This is a genomic window from Streptomyces griseoflavus (assembly GCF_014649995.1).
GTDB lineage: Bacteria > Actinomycetota > Actinomycetes > Streptomycetales > Streptomycetaceae > Streptomyces > Streptomyces griseoflavus.
The window spans coordinates 26,427-42,279 of sequence record NZ_BMUC01000009.1 but is presented as its reverse complement, the minus strand read 5'-3'; the positions used below and the strand labels follow the sequence as shown (position 1 = coordinate 42,279).

Genomic DNA, 15,853 nt, shown 5'->3' with positions numbered 1-15,853 from the left:
GCGACATGGGGGACTTGTCCGTCTTGCCGTGAAACCGCCCCCGGCCCGGGCGGGTGGTCGTCCGGCGGGGAACCGGAAGGCGGGACTCCTGCGCCGCGCGGGGCCTCCTGACGAGGCGGCAGGTGTCACCGGGGGCCCGTCACCGGAGGTCGGCACGCTCTCCCGGGCACCGCAAGGCCCGCACGGGCCTACGGCTCCTGTTAGTAGAAAGGCCCTTTGCGCCCCGCGCCGGGCCGTCCCAAGAATGACCAGCCTCCGGACAGCAGGGGTGAGGTCACACATGGGAAAGCACCGCCATCACAAGCAGTACCGCCGCACGATCGTCACGGCGATCGCCGTCGGCGTCATAGGCATACCCTCGGTCGCCATGGCCTGTACCGACTGGCCCGGCGGCGGGGAACGGCAGAGCCGTGACGACTCCGCCCGGGCCGCGGACCACGACCGGTGGGGCGGCCCCGACTGGTACCGCCAGTGGAGCGGCCAGCAGCACGGCAAGCCCTCGCCGGTCCCGTCGGACACGCCGGCCGCGACCCCGAGCCCTTCGAAGTCCGGCACCCCGGCGCCCAGCACCACCGAGCCGGGCGACCGGGAGCCGTCGCACACGTCACGCGAGCCGTCACGGAAGCCGGCGAAGGCGGCCCCCGGGACACCCGCCTCCCGTCCGACCACCACGCCCACCACGGCTCCCGAACCGACGACGGCCGCGCCCGGACCCACGACGGCCGCTCCGAAGCCCACCACGGCCGCTCCGAAGCCCTCGACGGCCGCTCCCGAGCCCACTACCGCCGCCCCGAAGCCCGGCGCCACGACCTCGGCCCCCGCCGCGTCCGGCACCGTCGCCCGGGTCGTCCAGCTCGTCAACGCCGAGCGTGCCAAGGTCGGTTGCTCCGCCGTGAAGGTGAACACCACCCTGACGCAGGCCGCCCAGAAACACAGCGAGGACATGGCGGCGAGCGGCACCATGTCGCACACCGGCTCCGACGGCTCCGACCCCGGCGCCCGCATCACCCGCGCCGGCTACACCTGGAGCACCTACGGCGAGAACGTCGCCTACGGCTACTCCACCCCCGAGCAGGTCATGAACGGCTGGATGACCAGCCCCGGCCACAAGGCGAACATCCTCAACTGCTCCTTCGAGGAGATCGGTGTCGGCCTCGCGCAGCCCGGCAACTACTGGACGCAGGACTTCGGCACGGCCCGGTAGGACCGGTGGCGGTCGTCCGCTCAGGCGCGCCGCCGGTGCCCGGCCATCAGCGCCACGTACACCAGCAGTGACGCCGCGAGTCCCACCGCCCAGCCGTAGTCCGCGAGGGGCTTCAGGAAGGGGATCAGTCCGCCCTCCGGGAAGGGACCCTTGCCGGGGGCGGAGTGGGACCCGCCCACCGCGAGCACGCCGCCGATCAGGAAGGCGGCGACCGCGCGCGGGTTCCAGCCGGAGCGGTACCAGTAGCGTCCGCCGGGTGTGTACAGGCCGGGCAGGTCCAGGGCGGTGCGGCGGACGATCCAGTAGTCGGCGACGAGGATGCCGGCGACGGTGCCGAGCAGCCCGCCGACCAGGCCGAGCCAGGTGAAGATGTACAGCTCGGGCGTCTCGGTGAGCTTCCACGGCATGATCACCACGCCGACGACCCCGGTGATCAGGGCCCCGGTGCGGAAACTGATGACGCGCGGTGCCAGGTTCGCCAGGTCGTACGCCGGTGAGACCACGTTGGCCGCGATGTTCACCGAGATGGTGGCGACGAGGACCGTCACCAGCGCGAAGAGCAGTCCGAAGACGTTGTCGGTCCTGGCGGCGAGTGCGACGGGGTCCCACACCGGGGCCCCGTACACCGCCTGCGAGCCGGAGGTGACGAACACGGACAGCAGCGCGAACAGGGTCATGGTCGTGGGCAGTCCGAGCGTCTGCCCCCACACCTGGGCGCGCTGGCCCGCGCCGAAGCGGGTGAAGTCGGGGATGTTCAGGCTCAGGGTCGACCAGAAGGCGATCATGCCCATGAGGGAGGGGAAGAACACCGGCCAGAAGTCGGCGCCCCAGCCGAGCCGTGACGGCTGGTCGAGCAGCGGACCGAGACCGCCCGCCTTGTGCGCGATCCAGGCCAGCAGCACCAGCGCGCCGACGATGACGAACGGCGCTGCCCAGTTCTCGAACCGCCGCAGGGTCTCCATCCCCCGGTAGATGATGGCCAGTTCGAGCGCCCAGAACAGCACGAAGCACACCCACAGCGTCCACGGCCGGCCGCCGACCTCCGACGCCTCGGCCCAGCCGCCGAAGATCTTGCCGAGCAGCACGAAGATGCCCTGGCCGCCGATCCAGGTCTGGATGCCGAACCAGGCGCACGCCACCCCGGCACGGATCATCGCCGGCAGGTTGGCGCCGCGCAGCCCGAAGGAGGCCCGGGCCAGCACCGGGAACGGAATGCCGTACTTGGGGCCGGCGTGACCGGTGAGCAGCATCGGCGCGAGCACGATCACGTTGGCGAGCGCGATGGTGAGGACGGCCTGCTTCCAGTCCATGCCCAGCGCGACCAGGCCGGAGGCGAGCAGCCAGGAGGGGATGTTGTGCGCCATCCCCACCCACAGCGCGGTGAAGTTGTACGTCGTCCAGCGGCGGCGGGCCAGCGGCACGGGCAGCAGGTCGTCGTTGACGAAGCGGCCGTCGGTGAGTTCGGTGCCCGGCGGGAGTTCGACGCGTCCCGCCGGGTCGGGTATCGGTCTGTCGGACGGCGTGGGCGGGACGGTCGCGGCCATGGGCGTGTCCTTCGGCGGTGGTACCGGTCAGCGGTCGAGTGCCGGGATGATCTCCGCGCCGTACGCGTCGATCGTCGTCTCCTGCGCGTCGTGCATGTCGTAGACGGCGAACTGGTCCACGCCCAGCTCGCGCAGCACCTTCAGCTTCTCGATGTGCGCCTCGGGCGGGCCGAGCAGGCAGAACCGGTCGACGATCTCGTCGGGCACGAAGTCCGTGGACGGGTTGCCGGCCCGGCCGTGGTGGCTGTAGTCGTAGCCGTGCCGTCCCTTGATGTACGCGGTCAGCGCCTCGGGGACCATGCCGGAGTGCTCGCCGTAGCGGTCGACCAGGTCGGCGACGTGGTTGCCGACCATGCCGCCGAACCAGCGGCACTGCTCGCGGGCGTGCGCCAGGTCGTCGCCGACGTAGGCGGGGGCGGCGACGCAGACGGTGACGGAGGCGGGATCGCGGCCCGCCTCGACGGCCGCCGCGCGTACGGCCTTCACCATCCACTCGGTCAGGTACGGGTCGGCGAGCTGCAGGATGAAGCCGTCGGCCTTGCGGCCGGTGAGGGCGAGTGCCTTCGGCCCGTACGCGGCCATCCAGACGGGCAGCTTCCCGTCGCGCACCCACGGGATGCGCAGCGGCTGCCCGTCGACCTCGGCCTCGCGTCCTTCGGCGAGGTCCCGGATCGCGTCGACCGCCTCCCCGAGGCGGGCCAGGGAGTTCGGTCTGCGTCCGGCGACACGCATCGCGGAGTCGCCGCGGCCGATGCCGCAGACGGTGCGGTTGCCGTACATGTCGTTGAGGGTGGCGAAGGTGGAGGCAGTGACCTCCCAGGTGCGGGTGCCCGGGTTGGTGACCATCGGGCCGACCTTCAGCCGCGTGGTGTGGGCGAGGATCTGGCTGTGGATGACGAAGGGTTCCTGCCACAGCACGGCCGAGTCGAAGGTCCAGCCGTGGGTGAAGCCGTTGCGTTCGGCGCGCCTCATCAGGCTGACCACCCGCGAGGCCGGCGGGTCGGTCTGCAGTACGAGTCCGAAGTCCATGCGCGGTGCTCCTAGGTGAGGTACTGGCAGGTGGAACGCGGGGTGTAGACACCGTGTCCGGCGCGCCCGGTGTACTCCCGGCCGGTGATGACGGGGACCCCGCGCGAGAGGACGGTCTCCACCCGGCCGGTGACCCGTTTGCCCTCGTAGGCCGAGTAGTCGACGTTCATGTGGTGGGTCTCGGCGGAGATGACCTGCTCGGCGGCCGGGTCGTAGATCACGACGTCGGCGTCGGCGCCCGGTGCGACGGTGCCCTTCTTCGGGTAGAGGCCGAACATCCGGGCCGGGGTGGCGCAGGCGATCTCGATCCAGCGGCGGCGGGAGATGTGCCCGTCGAGGACGGCCTGGTGGAGCAGGTCCATGCGGTTCTCCACGCCCGGGAGCCCGTTAGGGATCCTGGAGAAGTCGCCGCGGCCGAGTTCCTTCTGGCCGGTGAAGCAGAAGGGGCAGTGGTCGGTGGAGACCACCTGCAGGTCGTTGGTGCGCAGGCCCCGCCAGAGGGCCGCCTGGTGCTCCCGCGGCCTGAGCGGGGTGCTGCACACGTACTTGGCGCCCTCGAAGTCCGGTTCGGCGAGGTTGTCGGTGGACAGGAACAGGTACTGCGGGCAGGTCTCGCCGAACACGTTCAGGCCGTCGTCGCGGGCACGGGCGAGTTCGGCGACGGCCTCGGTGGCGGAGACGTGCACGACGTACAGCGGGGCGCCCGCCACCTGGGCGAGCCGGATGGCGCGGTGGGTGGCCTCGGCCTCGAGGAGGGCCTTGCGGACCTCGCCGTGGAAGCGGGGGTCGGTCTCCCCGCGGTCGAGGGCCTGTTCGACGAGGACGTCGATGGCGATGCCGTTCTCGGCGTGCATCATGATCAGCCCGCCGTTGTCGGCGGAGCGCTGCATGGCGCGCAGGATCTGGCCGTCGTCGGAGTAGAAGACGCCCGGATAGGCCATGAACTGCTTGAAGGAGGTGACTCCCTCCTCCACGAGGAGGTCCATCTCCTTCAGTGTCCCGGCGTTGACGTCGGAGACGATCATGTGGAACGCGTAGTCGACGGCGCAGTTGCCCTCGGCCTTGGCGTGCCAGGCGTCGAGTCCTTCGCGCAGGGTGCGGCCGACGCTCTGCACGGCGAAGTCGACGATGGTGGTCGTGCCGCCCCAGGCGGCGGCCCGGGTGCCCGTCTCGAAGGTGTCGGAGGCGAAGGTGCCGCCGAACGGCAGCTCCATGTGGGTGTGCGCGTCGACGCCGCCGGGGATGACGTACTTCCCGGTGGCGTCGAGGGTGCGGTCGGCGGTGAACGCCCGGGCGGCGGGGGTGCCGGAGGCGGCGAGGGCGGCGATGCGGCCGTCCTCGATCAGGACGTCGGCGTGGATCTCGTCGGAGGCGGTGATGACGAGGCCGCCGCGGATGACGGTACGGCTGCTCATGGTGCTCCCTCTCCTCGCGTGGTCGGTGCTGCTGTCAGGGTGCGGTCAGCGGCCCGTAGGCGCCGGGGGCGCGGTCGCGGTAGAACTGCCAGCGGTCGCGGACCTCGCGGAGTCGGTCCAGGTCCAGGTCGCGGACGACGAGTTCGGTCTCCTTGTCGCTCGCCGGTTCGCCGGCGAACCGGGCCTCGGGGTCGACGAAGTAGCTCGTGCCGTAGAAGTCGTTGTCGCCGTACTCCTCCACGCCCACCCGGTTGATGGCGCCGACGAAGTACTCGTTGGCGACGGCCGCCGCGGGCTGTTCCAGCTGCCAGAGGTAGCCGGACAGTCCGCGTGAGGTGGCCGAGGGGTTGAAGACGATCTCGGCTCCGGCGAGGCCGAGCGCGCGCCAGCCCTCGGGGAAGTGCCGGTCGTAGCAGATGTAGACGCCGATCCGGCCGGCGGCGGTGTCGAAGACGGGCCAGCCGCTGTTGCCGGGACGGAAGTAGAACTTCTCCCAGAAGCCCTTCACCTGCGGGATGTGCGTCTTGCGGTACTTGCCGAGGTAGGAGCCGTCGGCGTCGATCACCGCGGCCGTGTTGTAGAGGACGCCGGGCTGTTCCTCCTCGTACATCGGCAGCACCAGGACGAGGCCCAGCTCCCGGGCGAGGGCCTGGAAGCGCCGGACGATCGGCCCGTCGGGGACGCGTTCGGCGTACGCGTAGAAGGCGGGGTCCTGTACCTGGCAGAAGTACGGTCCGTAGAACAGTTCCTGGAAGCACAGGACCTGGGCGCCCTGGGCGGCGGCGTCGCGGGCGGCCTGCTCGTGGACCTGGATCATCGATTCCTTGTCGCCGGTCCAGGCGGTCTGGAAGACGGCGGCACGGATCACTCGGCTCATCGGGACCTCCGGTCGCTCGGTGTGCGGTGAGCCTAGGGAGGGGACGGGCCGGCCGTGAGGTGCACCGTGTCACGTCCGCGGGGGTGCGGCGTGTCACCGTGTCACCCGTCGACGGGCCCATGTCTCACCGCCGTCGTCGCAGGTGGGTCGCTTGTCTCAGCGTTGTTGCGCGTCGTGCGCGAGCAGCGCGATGTGGACCGAGGCGGCCTGTTCGAAGTCGTCGAGGTCCACGCCCAGGCGGGCCTGTATCGCTTCCAGCCGGCGGTAGAGGGCGGGCCGGGAGACGTGGTGGAGCTGGGCGGTGCGGGACTTGTTGCGGCCGGTGGCGAGGTAGGTGCGCAGCACGGACAGCAGGTCCTCGTCCGGATCGCGCAGCAGGCCGTCCAGCTCCCTCTCCGCGAAGGACTGCACCTGCGGGTCGTCCCGCAGCAGCCGGATCAGTCCGCGCAGATGGACGTCGTGCAGGCGCACCACGGGCGGCAGGTCGAGCGCGGCGGCGGAGCCGGCCACGGCGTCCGCGACGTGCCGGGCCTCGCGCAGTCCGGCGGGCACGTCGTCGAAGGAGGTGCGGGCGCCGGCCGCCGCCACCACGACGGGCGCGGCCCCCGGTTCGGCGCGCAGCCGTGCGGCGAAGTGGCCGGTGAGGGCGTCGGCGTCCTGGTCGCGGGCGAGGCTGAGCAGCACGGCGGTCGCCGTGCCGGTCAGTTCGGCGGCGATGCCGGGCAGTCCCAGCAGGCGCAGCACGCGGTCGAGCCGGGCGGCGTCCCGGCCCCGTACGACGAGCGGCACGAAGGTGCGCCGGTTCACCGGCAGCCCGGCGGCGCGCGCCCGGGGCAGCAGGTGTCCGGCCGGTACGACACCGCCGGCCAGGTCGGTCAGCAGGCTCCGCGCGGACTGTTCCTCCCAGGAGCGGGCGGAACCGCCGAGCATGCGGTGCAGCACCAGGGCCTCGGCGGCACGGTCGGCGAGGAGCCGCCCGGTGGCGGTGTCGCCCCGGTAGCCGCACAGCACGATCCGGCCCCACCGCTCGCCCCGCCCGCCGAGCTCGGCGCGGATCCAGCCGTCGCCCTCGCCGGCGCCGGCCTGCCGGGCGACGCGTTCCCAGTCGCGCAGGACGTCGTCCACGGCCGGCCGTTCCCCCGCCGTGCCGAGGACGCGGTGGGCGAGGTTGGCGACGACGACGGGGCAGCCGCTGTGCCGGGCGACCTCGTCGAGCAGGCGCTGCAGCGGGGCTCCGGTGGTGATCAGCGCGGTGAGTCGGGTGCGCACGGCCTCGGAGAGGCTGACGGCGGCGAACTTGCGCCGCACCAGACGGGACTGCACCTCCTCGGTCAGCTGGGCGAAGGGGAAGGGGCGGTGGAGGACCACCAGGGGCAGCCCGCACCGCTCCGCCGCGCGTCGCATGGCCTCCGGCGGGGCCGGGAACGCGCGGCCGAGTCCGAGGACCACGGCGGACGCCTCCGCGCGGTGCAGGGACCGGACGTACTCGGCCTGCTTGCCCTCGTCACCGGCGAGCAGCACCCCCGTGGTGAGGACCATCTCGCCGCCGCTGAGCATCACCCCGACGTCGGCGGCCTCGGCGACGTGCACCCAGCGCACGGGCCGGTCCAGCCGGCCCGCTCCGGCCACCACCTCGGGCTCCCCGGCGAGCACCCGCTCCAGGGCGAGGACCTGCCGGACGGAGAGGGCCGGTGCGGGTGGCTCCCAGGTGGTCATGGCAGCGTCCTCCTGTCGGGTACCGCTCCTACCGGATGCTCCGCAGGGCGCGTTCGAGGATGTCGGCGCCCTCCTCCGCCTCCGCGACGTTGAGGGACAGCGGCGGGGCGACGCGCAGGGCGCTGGTGTCGTGCCCGCCGCCCTTGCCGATGAGCAGGCCGCCCTCGCGGGCCGCCTCCAGGACGGCGGACGCCGCCTCGGGGTCGGCCCGGTCGGTGCCGGGTCGCGTCAGCTCGATGCCGATCATCAGTCCGCGTCCGCGCACTTCCCGTACGGCCGGGACCTGGGCGGCGGCGGCCCGCAGCCGCTGGATGAGCAGGCCGCCGACCCGGCGGGCGTTGCCCTGCAGGTCGTGTTCGAGCAGGTAGGTGAGGTTGGCGAGGCCCGCGGCCATGGTGATCTGGGTGCCGCCGAAGGTGGAGATGCTGTTGGCGTCCAGGCAGTTCATGATCTCGGAGCGGGCGACGACCCCGCCGATGGACATGCCGTTGCCGATGCCCTTGGCGAAGGTCAGCATGTCGGGCGGGCCGCTGCGGCCGTGGGCCTGCCAGCCCCAGAAGTGCTCGCCGGTGCGGCCCCAGCCGGTCTGCACCTCGTCGGCGATCCACAGGATGCCCCGCTCGTGCAGCACCTCGCGGAAGGCCGCGTACAGCCCGTCGGGCGGTGAGGTGAAGCCGCCGACGCCCTGGATGGGTTCGGCGATCAGCGCGGCGGGCGGGCGGGTGTGGCCGAGGAGGTCCTTGAGGTCGTCGACGCAGGCCGCGACGTAGTCGTAGTCGTCCAGGGCGGCGAAGGGGCCCCGGGTGCGCACCCCGCCGTGCACGTAGAGCGTCTGGAGCGGGGAGAGGGAGGTCGGGGACCAGCCGCGGTTGCCGGTGATGCCGACCGAGCTGAAGGAGCGGCCGTGGTAGCTGTTGCGCATCGCCAGGACCGTGTTGCTGCGCCGGTAGGTGGTGGCGAGCAGCAGGGCGGTGTCGTTGGCCTCGGTGCCGGAGGTGGTGAAGAAGACCCGGGCGTCCGGGATGCCGCTCAGCTTGGCGATGCGCTCGGCGAGTTCGACCATCGGCCGGTTGAGGTAGAGGGTGGAGGAGTGGACGATCCGCCCGGCCTGGTCGCTCACCGCCTTGGTGATCTCGGGCAGGGCGTGGGCGGTCATGGTGGTGAGGATGCCGCCGAAGAAGTCGAGGTAGCGGTTGCCGTCGGCGTCCCAGACGTGGCGTCCCTCGCCGTGGGTGATCTCGATGGGGTGCTCGTAGTAGAGGGCGAGCCAGTCGGGGAGGACGGAGCGGTGGCGGCCCAGCAGGTCGTCGGTCACGGCCGCACCAGCCCCTCGTAGGCGTCGGGGCGGCGGTCCCGGTAGAAGGCCCACTGCTGCCGTACTTCTTCGATGAGGTCGAAGTCCAGGTCCCGTACCACGAGTTCCTCCTTGCTGTCGTCGGCGACGTCGCCGACGAACTGTCCGCGCGGGTCGACGAAGTACGAGGTGCCGTAGAAGTCGTTGTCCCCGTACTCCTCCACCCCGACGCGGTTGATGGCGGCGACGAAGTACTCGTTGGCGACGGCCGCGGCCGGCTGCTCCAGACGCCAGAGGTGGGCGGACAGACCGCGGTGGGTGGCGGACGGGTTGTAGACCAACTGGGCGCCGTTGAGTCCCAGTTGCCGCCAGCCCTCGGGGAAGTGGCGGTCGTAGCAGATGTAGACGCCGACCTTGCCGACGGCGGTGTCGAAGACGGGCCAGCCGAGGTTGCCGGGACGGAAGTAGAACTTCTCCCAGAAGCCCTCGACCTGGGGGATGTGGTGCTTGCGGTACTTGCCGAGGACGGTGCCGTCGGCGTCGATCACGGCGGCGGTGTTGTAGGAGTGGCCCGGCTGTTCGACCTCGAACACCGGCGCGACGACGACCATGCCGGTCTCGCGGGCCAGTTCCCGCATCCGGCGGGTGGTGGGGCCGTCGGGGACGGGTTCGGCCCAGCGGTGGTGCGCGGGGTCCTGGACCTGGCAGAAGTAGGGGGCGTTGAACACCTCCTGGAATCCGATGACCTTCGCGCCCCGCCGGGCCGCCTCGCGGGCGTGCTCCTCGTGTTTCGCCAGCATGGACTCGGTGTCGCCGGTCCAGGTCGCCTGGACCAGAGCGGCACGTACGACGTTGGTCATGAACTGCTCCTTCGACGCGACGTCAGCGCCTCTACACCCGTAGAAACGGGTCGTAGAGGGACGAACGTAAGCCCCTCGGACGGCCTTGCCAAGACCATCGTCGTGGCGGCCGCGGAGTCGATCGTGTTTGACACCCCGGTGGGTGAGCCGGCCGGGCCGCCGGTTCCCGGTCAGAGGGCGAGGCCCGCGACGCGGAGGGCGTACAGCAGATCCCGGTGCCGCGTCTCGGAGACGTCCCGGGACACGGTGAGGAGCAGCGGGACGAGCCTTCGGGGATCGGCGGCGGCCGCGCCGGCCGCGTCCGCCGGGGTGCGCATGCGGACGCAGGCGTCGAGCAGCGCCCGGACCTCGCGGTGCCGTGCCTGCGCGTCCAGGGCGAGTGCGGCCCGCCCGATCTCGTCCGCCGGGCGTACGACGCCGTGCCTCAGGAGGCGCTCGCCGTCGGCCGCGTGGCCCGCCCTGGTGAGCGCGTCGGCGGCGACGACGAGCCGGTCGGCGGGCAGCGCGGCCGCGGCCTCCCACAGCAGGGTCGTCCAGTCGGCGCCGAGCCCGGCCCGCCGCATCGCGTCGGCGAACAGCGGGAAGCGTGCGGCGGGCGAGGCCGCCGCCTCGGTCAGCAGGGCGTGGGCCTCCCCGCTCCGCCCCTCGGCCCGCAGCCGTGTCAGCTCGGCCACGGTGCGGGCGACCTCCTGCCGGTCGGCCTCGCCGGCGGGCCGCTCGCTCCAGGACGCCGCGCCCTCGCCCGGCGCCTCGCCGGCCCCGGCGAACCGCGCACCGCGGGAGGCGGGGACGGCCCGGGCGGCGACGGGCGGCACGACGACGGCTCCCGTCTCCTCGTCCCCCACCCCGGCGAACCGCGCACCGCCTCGCCGCCGCCCGCGCGCCCTGGTGACAGGCGGCGCGGGGGCGGGGGGACGCACGGGACCGGCACCGTCCGGCCGGGGGTCGGCGCGGCCGGCGTCGTGACCGGGGCCGGGGCCCGCCGGGGTCGGATCCCCGCCGTCGCGCCGGGCAGCCGGCCCGTTCAGGGGCGCGGTCCCCGACGCGCCGGCGCCCAAGGCGGGTTCACGGCCGTCCGGCGCGGTGGGGCCGGGGGCCCCGGGTGCCGGCCCGGTTCCGGCGGGGAACCCTGGTGCGTCGCTCCCCCGCCCCGCGTGGAACGAGCCGGGACCGGCGGAGAACGCCGGTGCTTCGGGCGGGACCGGCGCCGGACGCTCCCCGGTCACGCGGGCCGGGCCGGGGGCGGCGGCGGACGTGCGGTCGGCTGCGGCGGCGGACGTGCGGGCGGGTGCGGGGGCACGCAGGCGGATCTCGTGGCGTGCGGACGGTGGCGGTAAGGGCTCCGCCCCGGGGGTGTGCCGGTCGAGGGAGCGGAGGCGGGCCGTGATCTCCGCACAGCGGGCCGTCGCGCGCCGGTGGTCGTCGTCGGCCCAGGCGAGACCGGCGCGGAGGGCGCGGGCCGCCTCGGAGGTGGTGGCGGCGGCGAGTTCGCGGGCGAGTTCCGTCCTGCGCCGCGCCGCGTACCGCCGCTCGCGCAGCACGACGTCCAGCCGGCCGCTCAGGGCCGCCCGCGCGCCCGGCCGGGCGTCGTACGCGGCCAGCGCGGCCGTGTGCAGGGCACGGGCACGCGGCACCTCGGCCTCGGCGGCTGCCGGACCGTGCGCGGCGGCGAGGTCGTGGAGAAGTGCCTCCACCATGTCCCAGGGCGGCGGTTCACGCCCCTCGACCCAGGCCCGCATGCCCTCGGGGTCCCGCTGCCAGAACACCGGGCACCAACCGTCGTAGCGGTCGACGCGCGCCAGCAGCGCCCGCAGATGGTCCGCGAACTCCCGCACGGCGTAAGGGAGTTGCTCCGCCTTCATACCCAACCCCCGCCAGATCCTCCAGCACTCGGATCCGTAGGTAACACCCGTCGTGTTACGGCGGCGCTACGCGGAGTTTTCCGGCGGGATGCGGCCCGGCTCAGGCGGCGATCGACGTGCTCGGCGGCGCGCAGCGGCCCACCAGTTCGTCCATGGACAGGCCCAGCTCGGCCGCCAGGGCGGCCACCGTGAAGAACGCGGGGGTCGGGGCCCGGCCCGTCTCGATCTTGCGGAGGGTCTCCGCGGAGAGGCCGGCGCCCGCCGCCACGTCGGTCATGCTGCGGCTGCCGCGCGCGTCGCGCAGCAGCCGGCCGAGCCGCTCGCCGCGTTCGCGCTCTTCCGGGGTCAAGGGGGTGCGCACCATGGGCACCATTCTAATACCGGTATAGTAATTGGCATGGTGGAACTCAAGACCGACACATCGATCGATGCCATGCACGAGGCCGGCCAGGTCGTGGCGAGCGCGCTGACGGCCGCGCGGAAGGCCGCCGGCGTGGGCGTCTCCCTGCTGGAACTGGACGAGGTGGCGCGGGACGTGCTCAGCGCGGCGGGCGCGACCTCCCCCTTCCTGGGCTACCGGCCCACCTTCGCGCCGACCCCGTTCCCCGCCGTGATCTGCGCGTCCGTGAACGACGCGATCGTGCACGGCATCCCGGACGGCTACCGGCTGCGCGACGGCGACCTCGTCTCCCTCGACTGCGGGGCCGAACTGGGCGGCTGGGTCGGCGACTCGGCGATCAGCTTCACCGTCGGCACCCCACGTCCGGCGGACGTCCGGCTGATCGAGACCACCGAGCGGGCGCTCGCGGCGGGCATCGGGGCGGCCGTCGTCGGCAACCGCATCGGCGACATCGCGCACGCGATCGGCACGGTGTGCCGCGAGGCGGGGTACGGGATCATGGACGGCTTCGGCGGGCACGGCATCGGCCGCCGCATGCACGAGGACCCGTCCGTGCCGAACGAGGGGCGGCCGGGCCGGGGCATGCCGCTGCGGCACGGGATGGCGCTCGCGATCGAGCCGATGCTCCTCGCCGGCGGCGGCGACGAGTGGTACGCCGACCGTGACGGCTGGACCCTGCGCACGCACGACGGTTCCCGCGCGGCGCACGCCGAGCACACGGTGGCGATCACCGGGGCGGGACCCCGTGTCCTCACCGCCCGGGTGCCGTAGCCGCGCGGCGGGCGGCGTCACGGCGGGCGGGGCGGCCCGCCGGGACGCCGGGACGGGGCCGCTCGCGCCGTTCCGTCGCCGGTACGGTCCACCCCGACGGCCTCCGCGCCGCTCCCCGGGTGGCCGGCAGGGGGCGCTACGCCCTGACCTCCCCGGCGTCGACGCCGGGGGCGCCCGGGCGGCGGCGGAGACGGCAGGGTGCCCGCGCCGGCGGACATGCCCGCCCCCACGGATCGTGTCATCGTGGGCATGAGCGAGCCCCGGCCGGGTTACCCGGGCCCGGCACGTCGACCCAGCGAAGGAACGGATGACGATGACGAGTGGTTTCGTCGGCCCGGAGGGTGACCCGTTCGCAGAATTCCTCGCCCGCTTCTTCGGCGGACAGCGCCCCCGCCAGATCGACATCGGCAGGCTCCTCAGCCAGCCGGCCCGCGAACTGGTGCGCGGCGCCGCCCAGTACGCCGCCGAGCACGGCAGCCGTGATCTGGACACCCAGCACCTCCTGCGCGCCGCCCTCTCCGCCGAGCCGACCCGGAGTCTGCTCAGCAGGGCGGGCGCGGACCCGGACTCGCTGGCGTCCGAGATCGACGACCGGTCGGGCCCGGCCCAGCACGCCCCGGGCGATGCCCCGCCGCCGACCTCGCTGTCCCTCACCCCCGCCGTCAAGCGTGCGCTCCTGGACGCGCACGAGATGGCCCGCGCGAGCGGCGTCGGCTACATCGGCCCCGAGCACGTGCTCAGCGCCCTGGCCGCCAACCCGGACTCGGCCGCCGGGCACATCCTGCACGCCGCCCGCTACGCCCCCTCTCCCCCGCCGGAGGCCCCGGAGGACCGGCAGCCGCGCGCCGAGCGCCCCCGTCCCGCCACGGGCACCCCGACCCTGGACAAGTACGGCCGTGACCTCACCTCGATGGCCCGCGAGGGCCGCATCGACCCCGTGATCGGACGGGACGAGGAGATCGAGCAGACCGTCGAGGTGCTCTCCCGGCGCGGCAAGAACAACCCGGTGCTGATCGGTGACGCGGGTGTCGGCAAGACCGCCGTCGTCGAGGGGCTGGCCCAGCGGATCGCCGAGGGCGACGTCCCCGACGTGCTCCTCGGCCGGCGCGTGATCGCCCTCGACCTGACGGCGGTCGTCGCCGGGACCCGCTACCGGGGCGACTTCGAGGAGCGGATGAACACCATCGTGGAGGAGATCCGCTCCCACTCCGACCAGCTGATCGTCTTCATCGACGAGCTGCACACCGTCGTCGGCGCCGGAGGCGGCGGCGAGGGCGGTTCGATGGACGCCGGCAACATCCTCAAGCCGGCCCTCGCCCGCGGCGAACTGCACGTCGTCGGGGCGACCACGCTGGAGGAGTACCGCCGGATCGAGAAGGACGCCGCGCTGGCCCGCCGCTTCCAGCCGATCATGGTGCCGGAGCCCACCCCCGCGGACGCCATCGAGATCCTGCGCGGCCTGCGGGACCGGTACGAGGCCCACCACCAGGTGCGCTACACCGACGAGGCGCTGGTGGCCGCCGTGGAGCTGTCCGACCGCTACCTCAGCGACCGCCGGCTGCCGGACAAGGCCATCGACCTCATCGACCAGGCGGGCGCCCGGGTGCGGCTGCGGGCCCGGACCAAGGGCACCGACGTACGGGCCATGGAGCGCGAGGTCGAGCAGCTCACCTGCGACAAGGACCAGGCGGTCGCCGACGAGAGTTACGAGCAGGCGATGCGGCTGCGGGACCGCATCGGGGAGCTGAAGGAGCGGATCGCCCAGGCCGGCGGCGGCGACGAGGTCGACGAGGGCCAGAGCCTGTGGGTGGACGCCGAGGCGATCGCCGAGGTGGTGGCCCGGCAGACGGGCATCCCGGTCAGCCGCCTCACCGAGGAGGAGAAGGACCGGCTGCTGGGCCTGGAACAGCACCTGCACCAGCGCGTCGTCGGCCAGGAGGAGGCGGTGCGGGTCGTCTCGGACGCCGTGCTGCGCTCCCGCGCGGGGCTCGCCAGCCCCGACCGGCCGATCGGCAGCTTCCTGTTCCTCGGACCGACGGGCGTCGGCAAGACGGAGCTGGCGCGGGCGCTCGCCGAGGCACTGTTCGGCAGCGAGGACCGGATGGTGCGGCTCGACATGAGCGAGTACCAGGAGCGGCACACCGTCAGCCGGCTGGTGGGTGCCCCGCCCGGCTACGTGGGGCACGAGGAGGCCGGCCAGCTGACCGAGGTGGTGCGCCGGCACCCCTACTCGCTGCTGCTGCTGGACGAGGTGGAGAAGGCCCACCCGGACGTCTTCAACATCCTGCTGCAGGTGCTGGACGACGGGCGGCTGACCGACGCGCAGGGCCGCACGGTGGACTTCACCAACACGGTCATCGTGATGACCAGCAACCTCGGTTCCGAGGCGATCACCCGGCGCGGCGCCACCCTCGGTTTCGCGTCCGGCGGCGCGGACGCCGACGAGGAGGCGCGGCGCGAGCAGATCCTGCGGCCGCTGCGGGAGCACTTCCGGCCGGAGTTCCTGAACCGCATCGACGAGATCGTGGTGTTCCGCCAGCTGACCGCGGACGAGCTGCGGAGGATCACCGACCTGCTGCTGGAGGGCACCCGGCGCGGGCTCAAGGGGCAGGACATCGCGATCGACTTCACCGACGCGGCCGTGGACTGGCTGGCCGAGCGCGGCTACCAGCCCGAGTACGGCGCCCGGCCGCTGCGCCGCACCATCCAGCGGGAGGTCGACAACCAGCTCTCCCGGCTGCTCCTGGACGGCCGCGTCCAGGAGGGCGGCCGGGTGACCGTGGACGCGCAGGACGGGCGCCTGACGTTCCGTACGCAGGAGACGCCGGCGCCCGAACTGTGAGCCGAACGGCGGGGGCGCCTCCCGGGCGGGGGCGCCCCG

Annotated in this window: 12 protein-coding genes; 3 read left to right on the top strand and 9 right to left on the bottom strand. The window is 73.4% G+C overall.

Going from position 1 to position 15,853, the window contains the following annotated elements:
* Positions 1-280 precede the first annotated feature (280 nt).
* A complete protein-coding gene (locus IE172_RS19395) occupies positions 281-1,204 on the top strand; it encodes a CAP domain-containing protein (protein WP_190098504.1) in 924 nt (307 codons plus the stop codon).
* A 20-nt stretch (positions 1,205-1,224) separates the two neighbouring features.
* Here IE172_RS19395 and IE172_RS19390 read toward each other — a convergent pair whose 3' ends face one another.
* The 9 genes from IE172_RS19390 to IE172_RS19350 all read right to left on the bottom strand — a co-directional run bounded on the left by IE172_RS19390 (position 1,225) and on the right by IE172_RS19350 (position 12,165).
* Complete coding sequence (locus tag IE172_RS19390) at positions 1,225-2,748, bottom strand: NCS1 family nucleobase:cation symporter-1 (protein WP_190098503.1); 1,524 nt, start codon at positions 2,746-2,748, stop codon at positions 1,225-1,227.
* A gap of 27 nt (positions 2,749-2,775) precedes the next feature.
* Complete coding sequence (locus tag IE172_RS19385) at positions 2,776-3,777, bottom strand: TIGR03842 family LLM class F420-dependent oxidoreductase (protein ID WP_190098502.1); 1,002 nt, start codon at positions 3,775-3,777, stop codon at positions 2,776-2,778.
* A gap of 11 nt (positions 3,778-3,788) precedes the next feature.
* The gene (gene hydA / locus IE172_RS19380) at positions 3,789-5,192 is read right to left on the bottom strand and encodes a dihydropyrimidinase (RefSeq protein WP_190098501.1); all 1,404 of its coding nucleotides are present in this window, start codon (positions 5,190-5,192) and stop codon (positions 3,789-3,791) included.
* 34 nt (positions 5,193-5,226) lie between these two features.
* Positions 5,227-6,069, bottom strand: a complete 843-nt coding sequence (locus IE172_RS19375) for a nitrilase-related carbon-nitrogen hydrolase (RefSeq protein WP_190098500.1) — start codon at positions 6,067-6,069, stop codon at positions 5,227-5,229.
* Between the two features lie 156 nt (positions 6,070-6,225).
* Positions 6,226-7,785, bottom strand: coding sequence for a PucR family transcriptional regulator (locus IE172_RS19370; protein ID WP_190098499.1), 1,560 nt, complete (start codon positions 7,783-7,785; stop codon positions 6,226-6,228).
* Positions 7,786-7,813: 28 nt separating this feature from the next.
* Complete coding sequence (locus tag IE172_RS19365; RefSeq protein ID WP_190098498.1) at positions 7,814-9,100, bottom strand: aspartate aminotransferase family protein; 1,287 nt, start codon at positions 9,098-9,100, stop codon at positions 7,814-7,816.
* Complete coding sequence (locus IE172_RS19360; protein ID WP_190098497.1) at positions 9,097-9,939, bottom strand: nitrilase-related carbon-nitrogen hydrolase; 843 nt, start codon at positions 9,937-9,939, stop codon at positions 9,097-9,099. The genes IE172_RS19365 and IE172_RS19360 overlap by 4 nt, the downstream gene beginning before the upstream one ends.
* A gap of 170 nt (positions 9,940-10,109) precedes the next feature.
* Positions 10,110-11,801 carry a hypothetical protein gene (locus IE172_RS19355; RefSeq protein WP_190098496.1) on the bottom strand — a complete coding sequence of 564 codons (1,692 nt, stop codon included), beginning with the start codon at positions 11,799-11,801 and terminating at the stop codon, positions 10,110-10,112.
* A gap of 100 nt (positions 11,802-11,901) precedes the next feature.
* On the bottom strand, positions 11,902-12,165 hold the full coding sequence (locus IE172_RS19350) for a helix-turn-helix domain-containing protein (protein ID WP_190098495.1): 264 nt from the start codon (positions 12,163-12,165) through the stop codon (positions 11,902-11,904).
* Between the two features lie 33 nt (positions 12,166-12,198).
* Between IE172_RS19350 and map the strand changes: the two genes are divergently transcribed.
* Positions 12,199-12,972: a type I methionyl aminopeptidase gene (gene map / locus IE172_RS19345; protein ID WP_190098494.1), complete on the top strand. Its 774-nt coding sequence runs from the start codon at positions 12,199-12,201 to the stop codon at positions 12,970-12,972.
* A gap of 313 nt (positions 12,973-13,285) precedes the next feature.
* The gene (locus IE172_RS19340) at positions 13,286-15,814 is read left to right on the top strand and encodes an ATP-dependent Clp protease ATP-binding subunit (protein WP_190098493.1); all 2,529 of its coding nucleotides are present in this window, start codon (positions 13,286-13,288) and stop codon (positions 15,812-15,814) included.
* The last annotated feature ends 39 nt before the right edge of the window (positions 15,815-15,853 follow it).

Bases quoted from the DNA above. Each gene is read 5' to 3' on its own strand.
- IE172_RS19395 (WP_190098504.1), top strand. From the start codon at position 281: ATGGGAAAGCACCGCCATCACAAGCAGTACCGCCGCACGATCGTCACG.
- IE172_RS19390 (WP_190098503.1), bottom strand. From the start codon at position 2,748: ATGGCCGCGACCGTCCCGCCCACGCCGTCCGACAGACCGATACCCGAC.
- IE172_RS19385 (WP_190098502.1), bottom strand. From the start codon at position 3,777: ATGGACTTCGGACTCGTACTGCAGACCGACCCGCCGGCCTCGCGGGTG.
- hydA (WP_190098501.1), bottom strand. From the start codon at position 5,192: ATGAGCAGCCGTACCGTCATCCGCGGCGGCCTCGTCATCACCGCCTCC.
- IE172_RS19375 (WP_190098500.1), bottom strand. From the start codon at position 6,069: ATGAGCCGAGTGATCCGTGCCGCCGTCTTCCAGACCGCCTGGACCGGC.
- IE172_RS19370 (WP_190098499.1), bottom strand. From the start codon at position 7,785: ATGACCACCTGGGAGCCACCCGCACCGGCCCTCTCCGTCCGGCAGGTC.
- IE172_RS19360 (WP_190098497.1), bottom strand. From the start codon at position 9,939: ATGACCAACGTCGTACGTGCCGCTCTGGTCCAGGCGACCTGGACCGGC.
- IE172_RS19355 (WP_190098496.1), bottom strand. From the start codon at position 11,801: ATGAAGGCGGAGCAACTCCCTTACGCCGTGCGGGAGTTCGCGGACCAT.
- IE172_RS19350 (WP_190098495.1), bottom strand. From the start codon at position 12,165: ATGGTGCGCACCCCCTTGACCCCGGAAGAGCGCGAACGCGGCGAGCGG.
- map (WP_190098494.1), top strand. From the start codon at position 12,199: ATGGTGGAACTCAAGACCGACACATCGATCGATGCCATGCACGAGGCC.
- IE172_RS19340 (WP_190098493.1), top strand. From the start codon at position 13,286: ATGACGAGTGGTTTCGTCGGCCCGGAGGGTGACCCGTTCGCAGAATTC.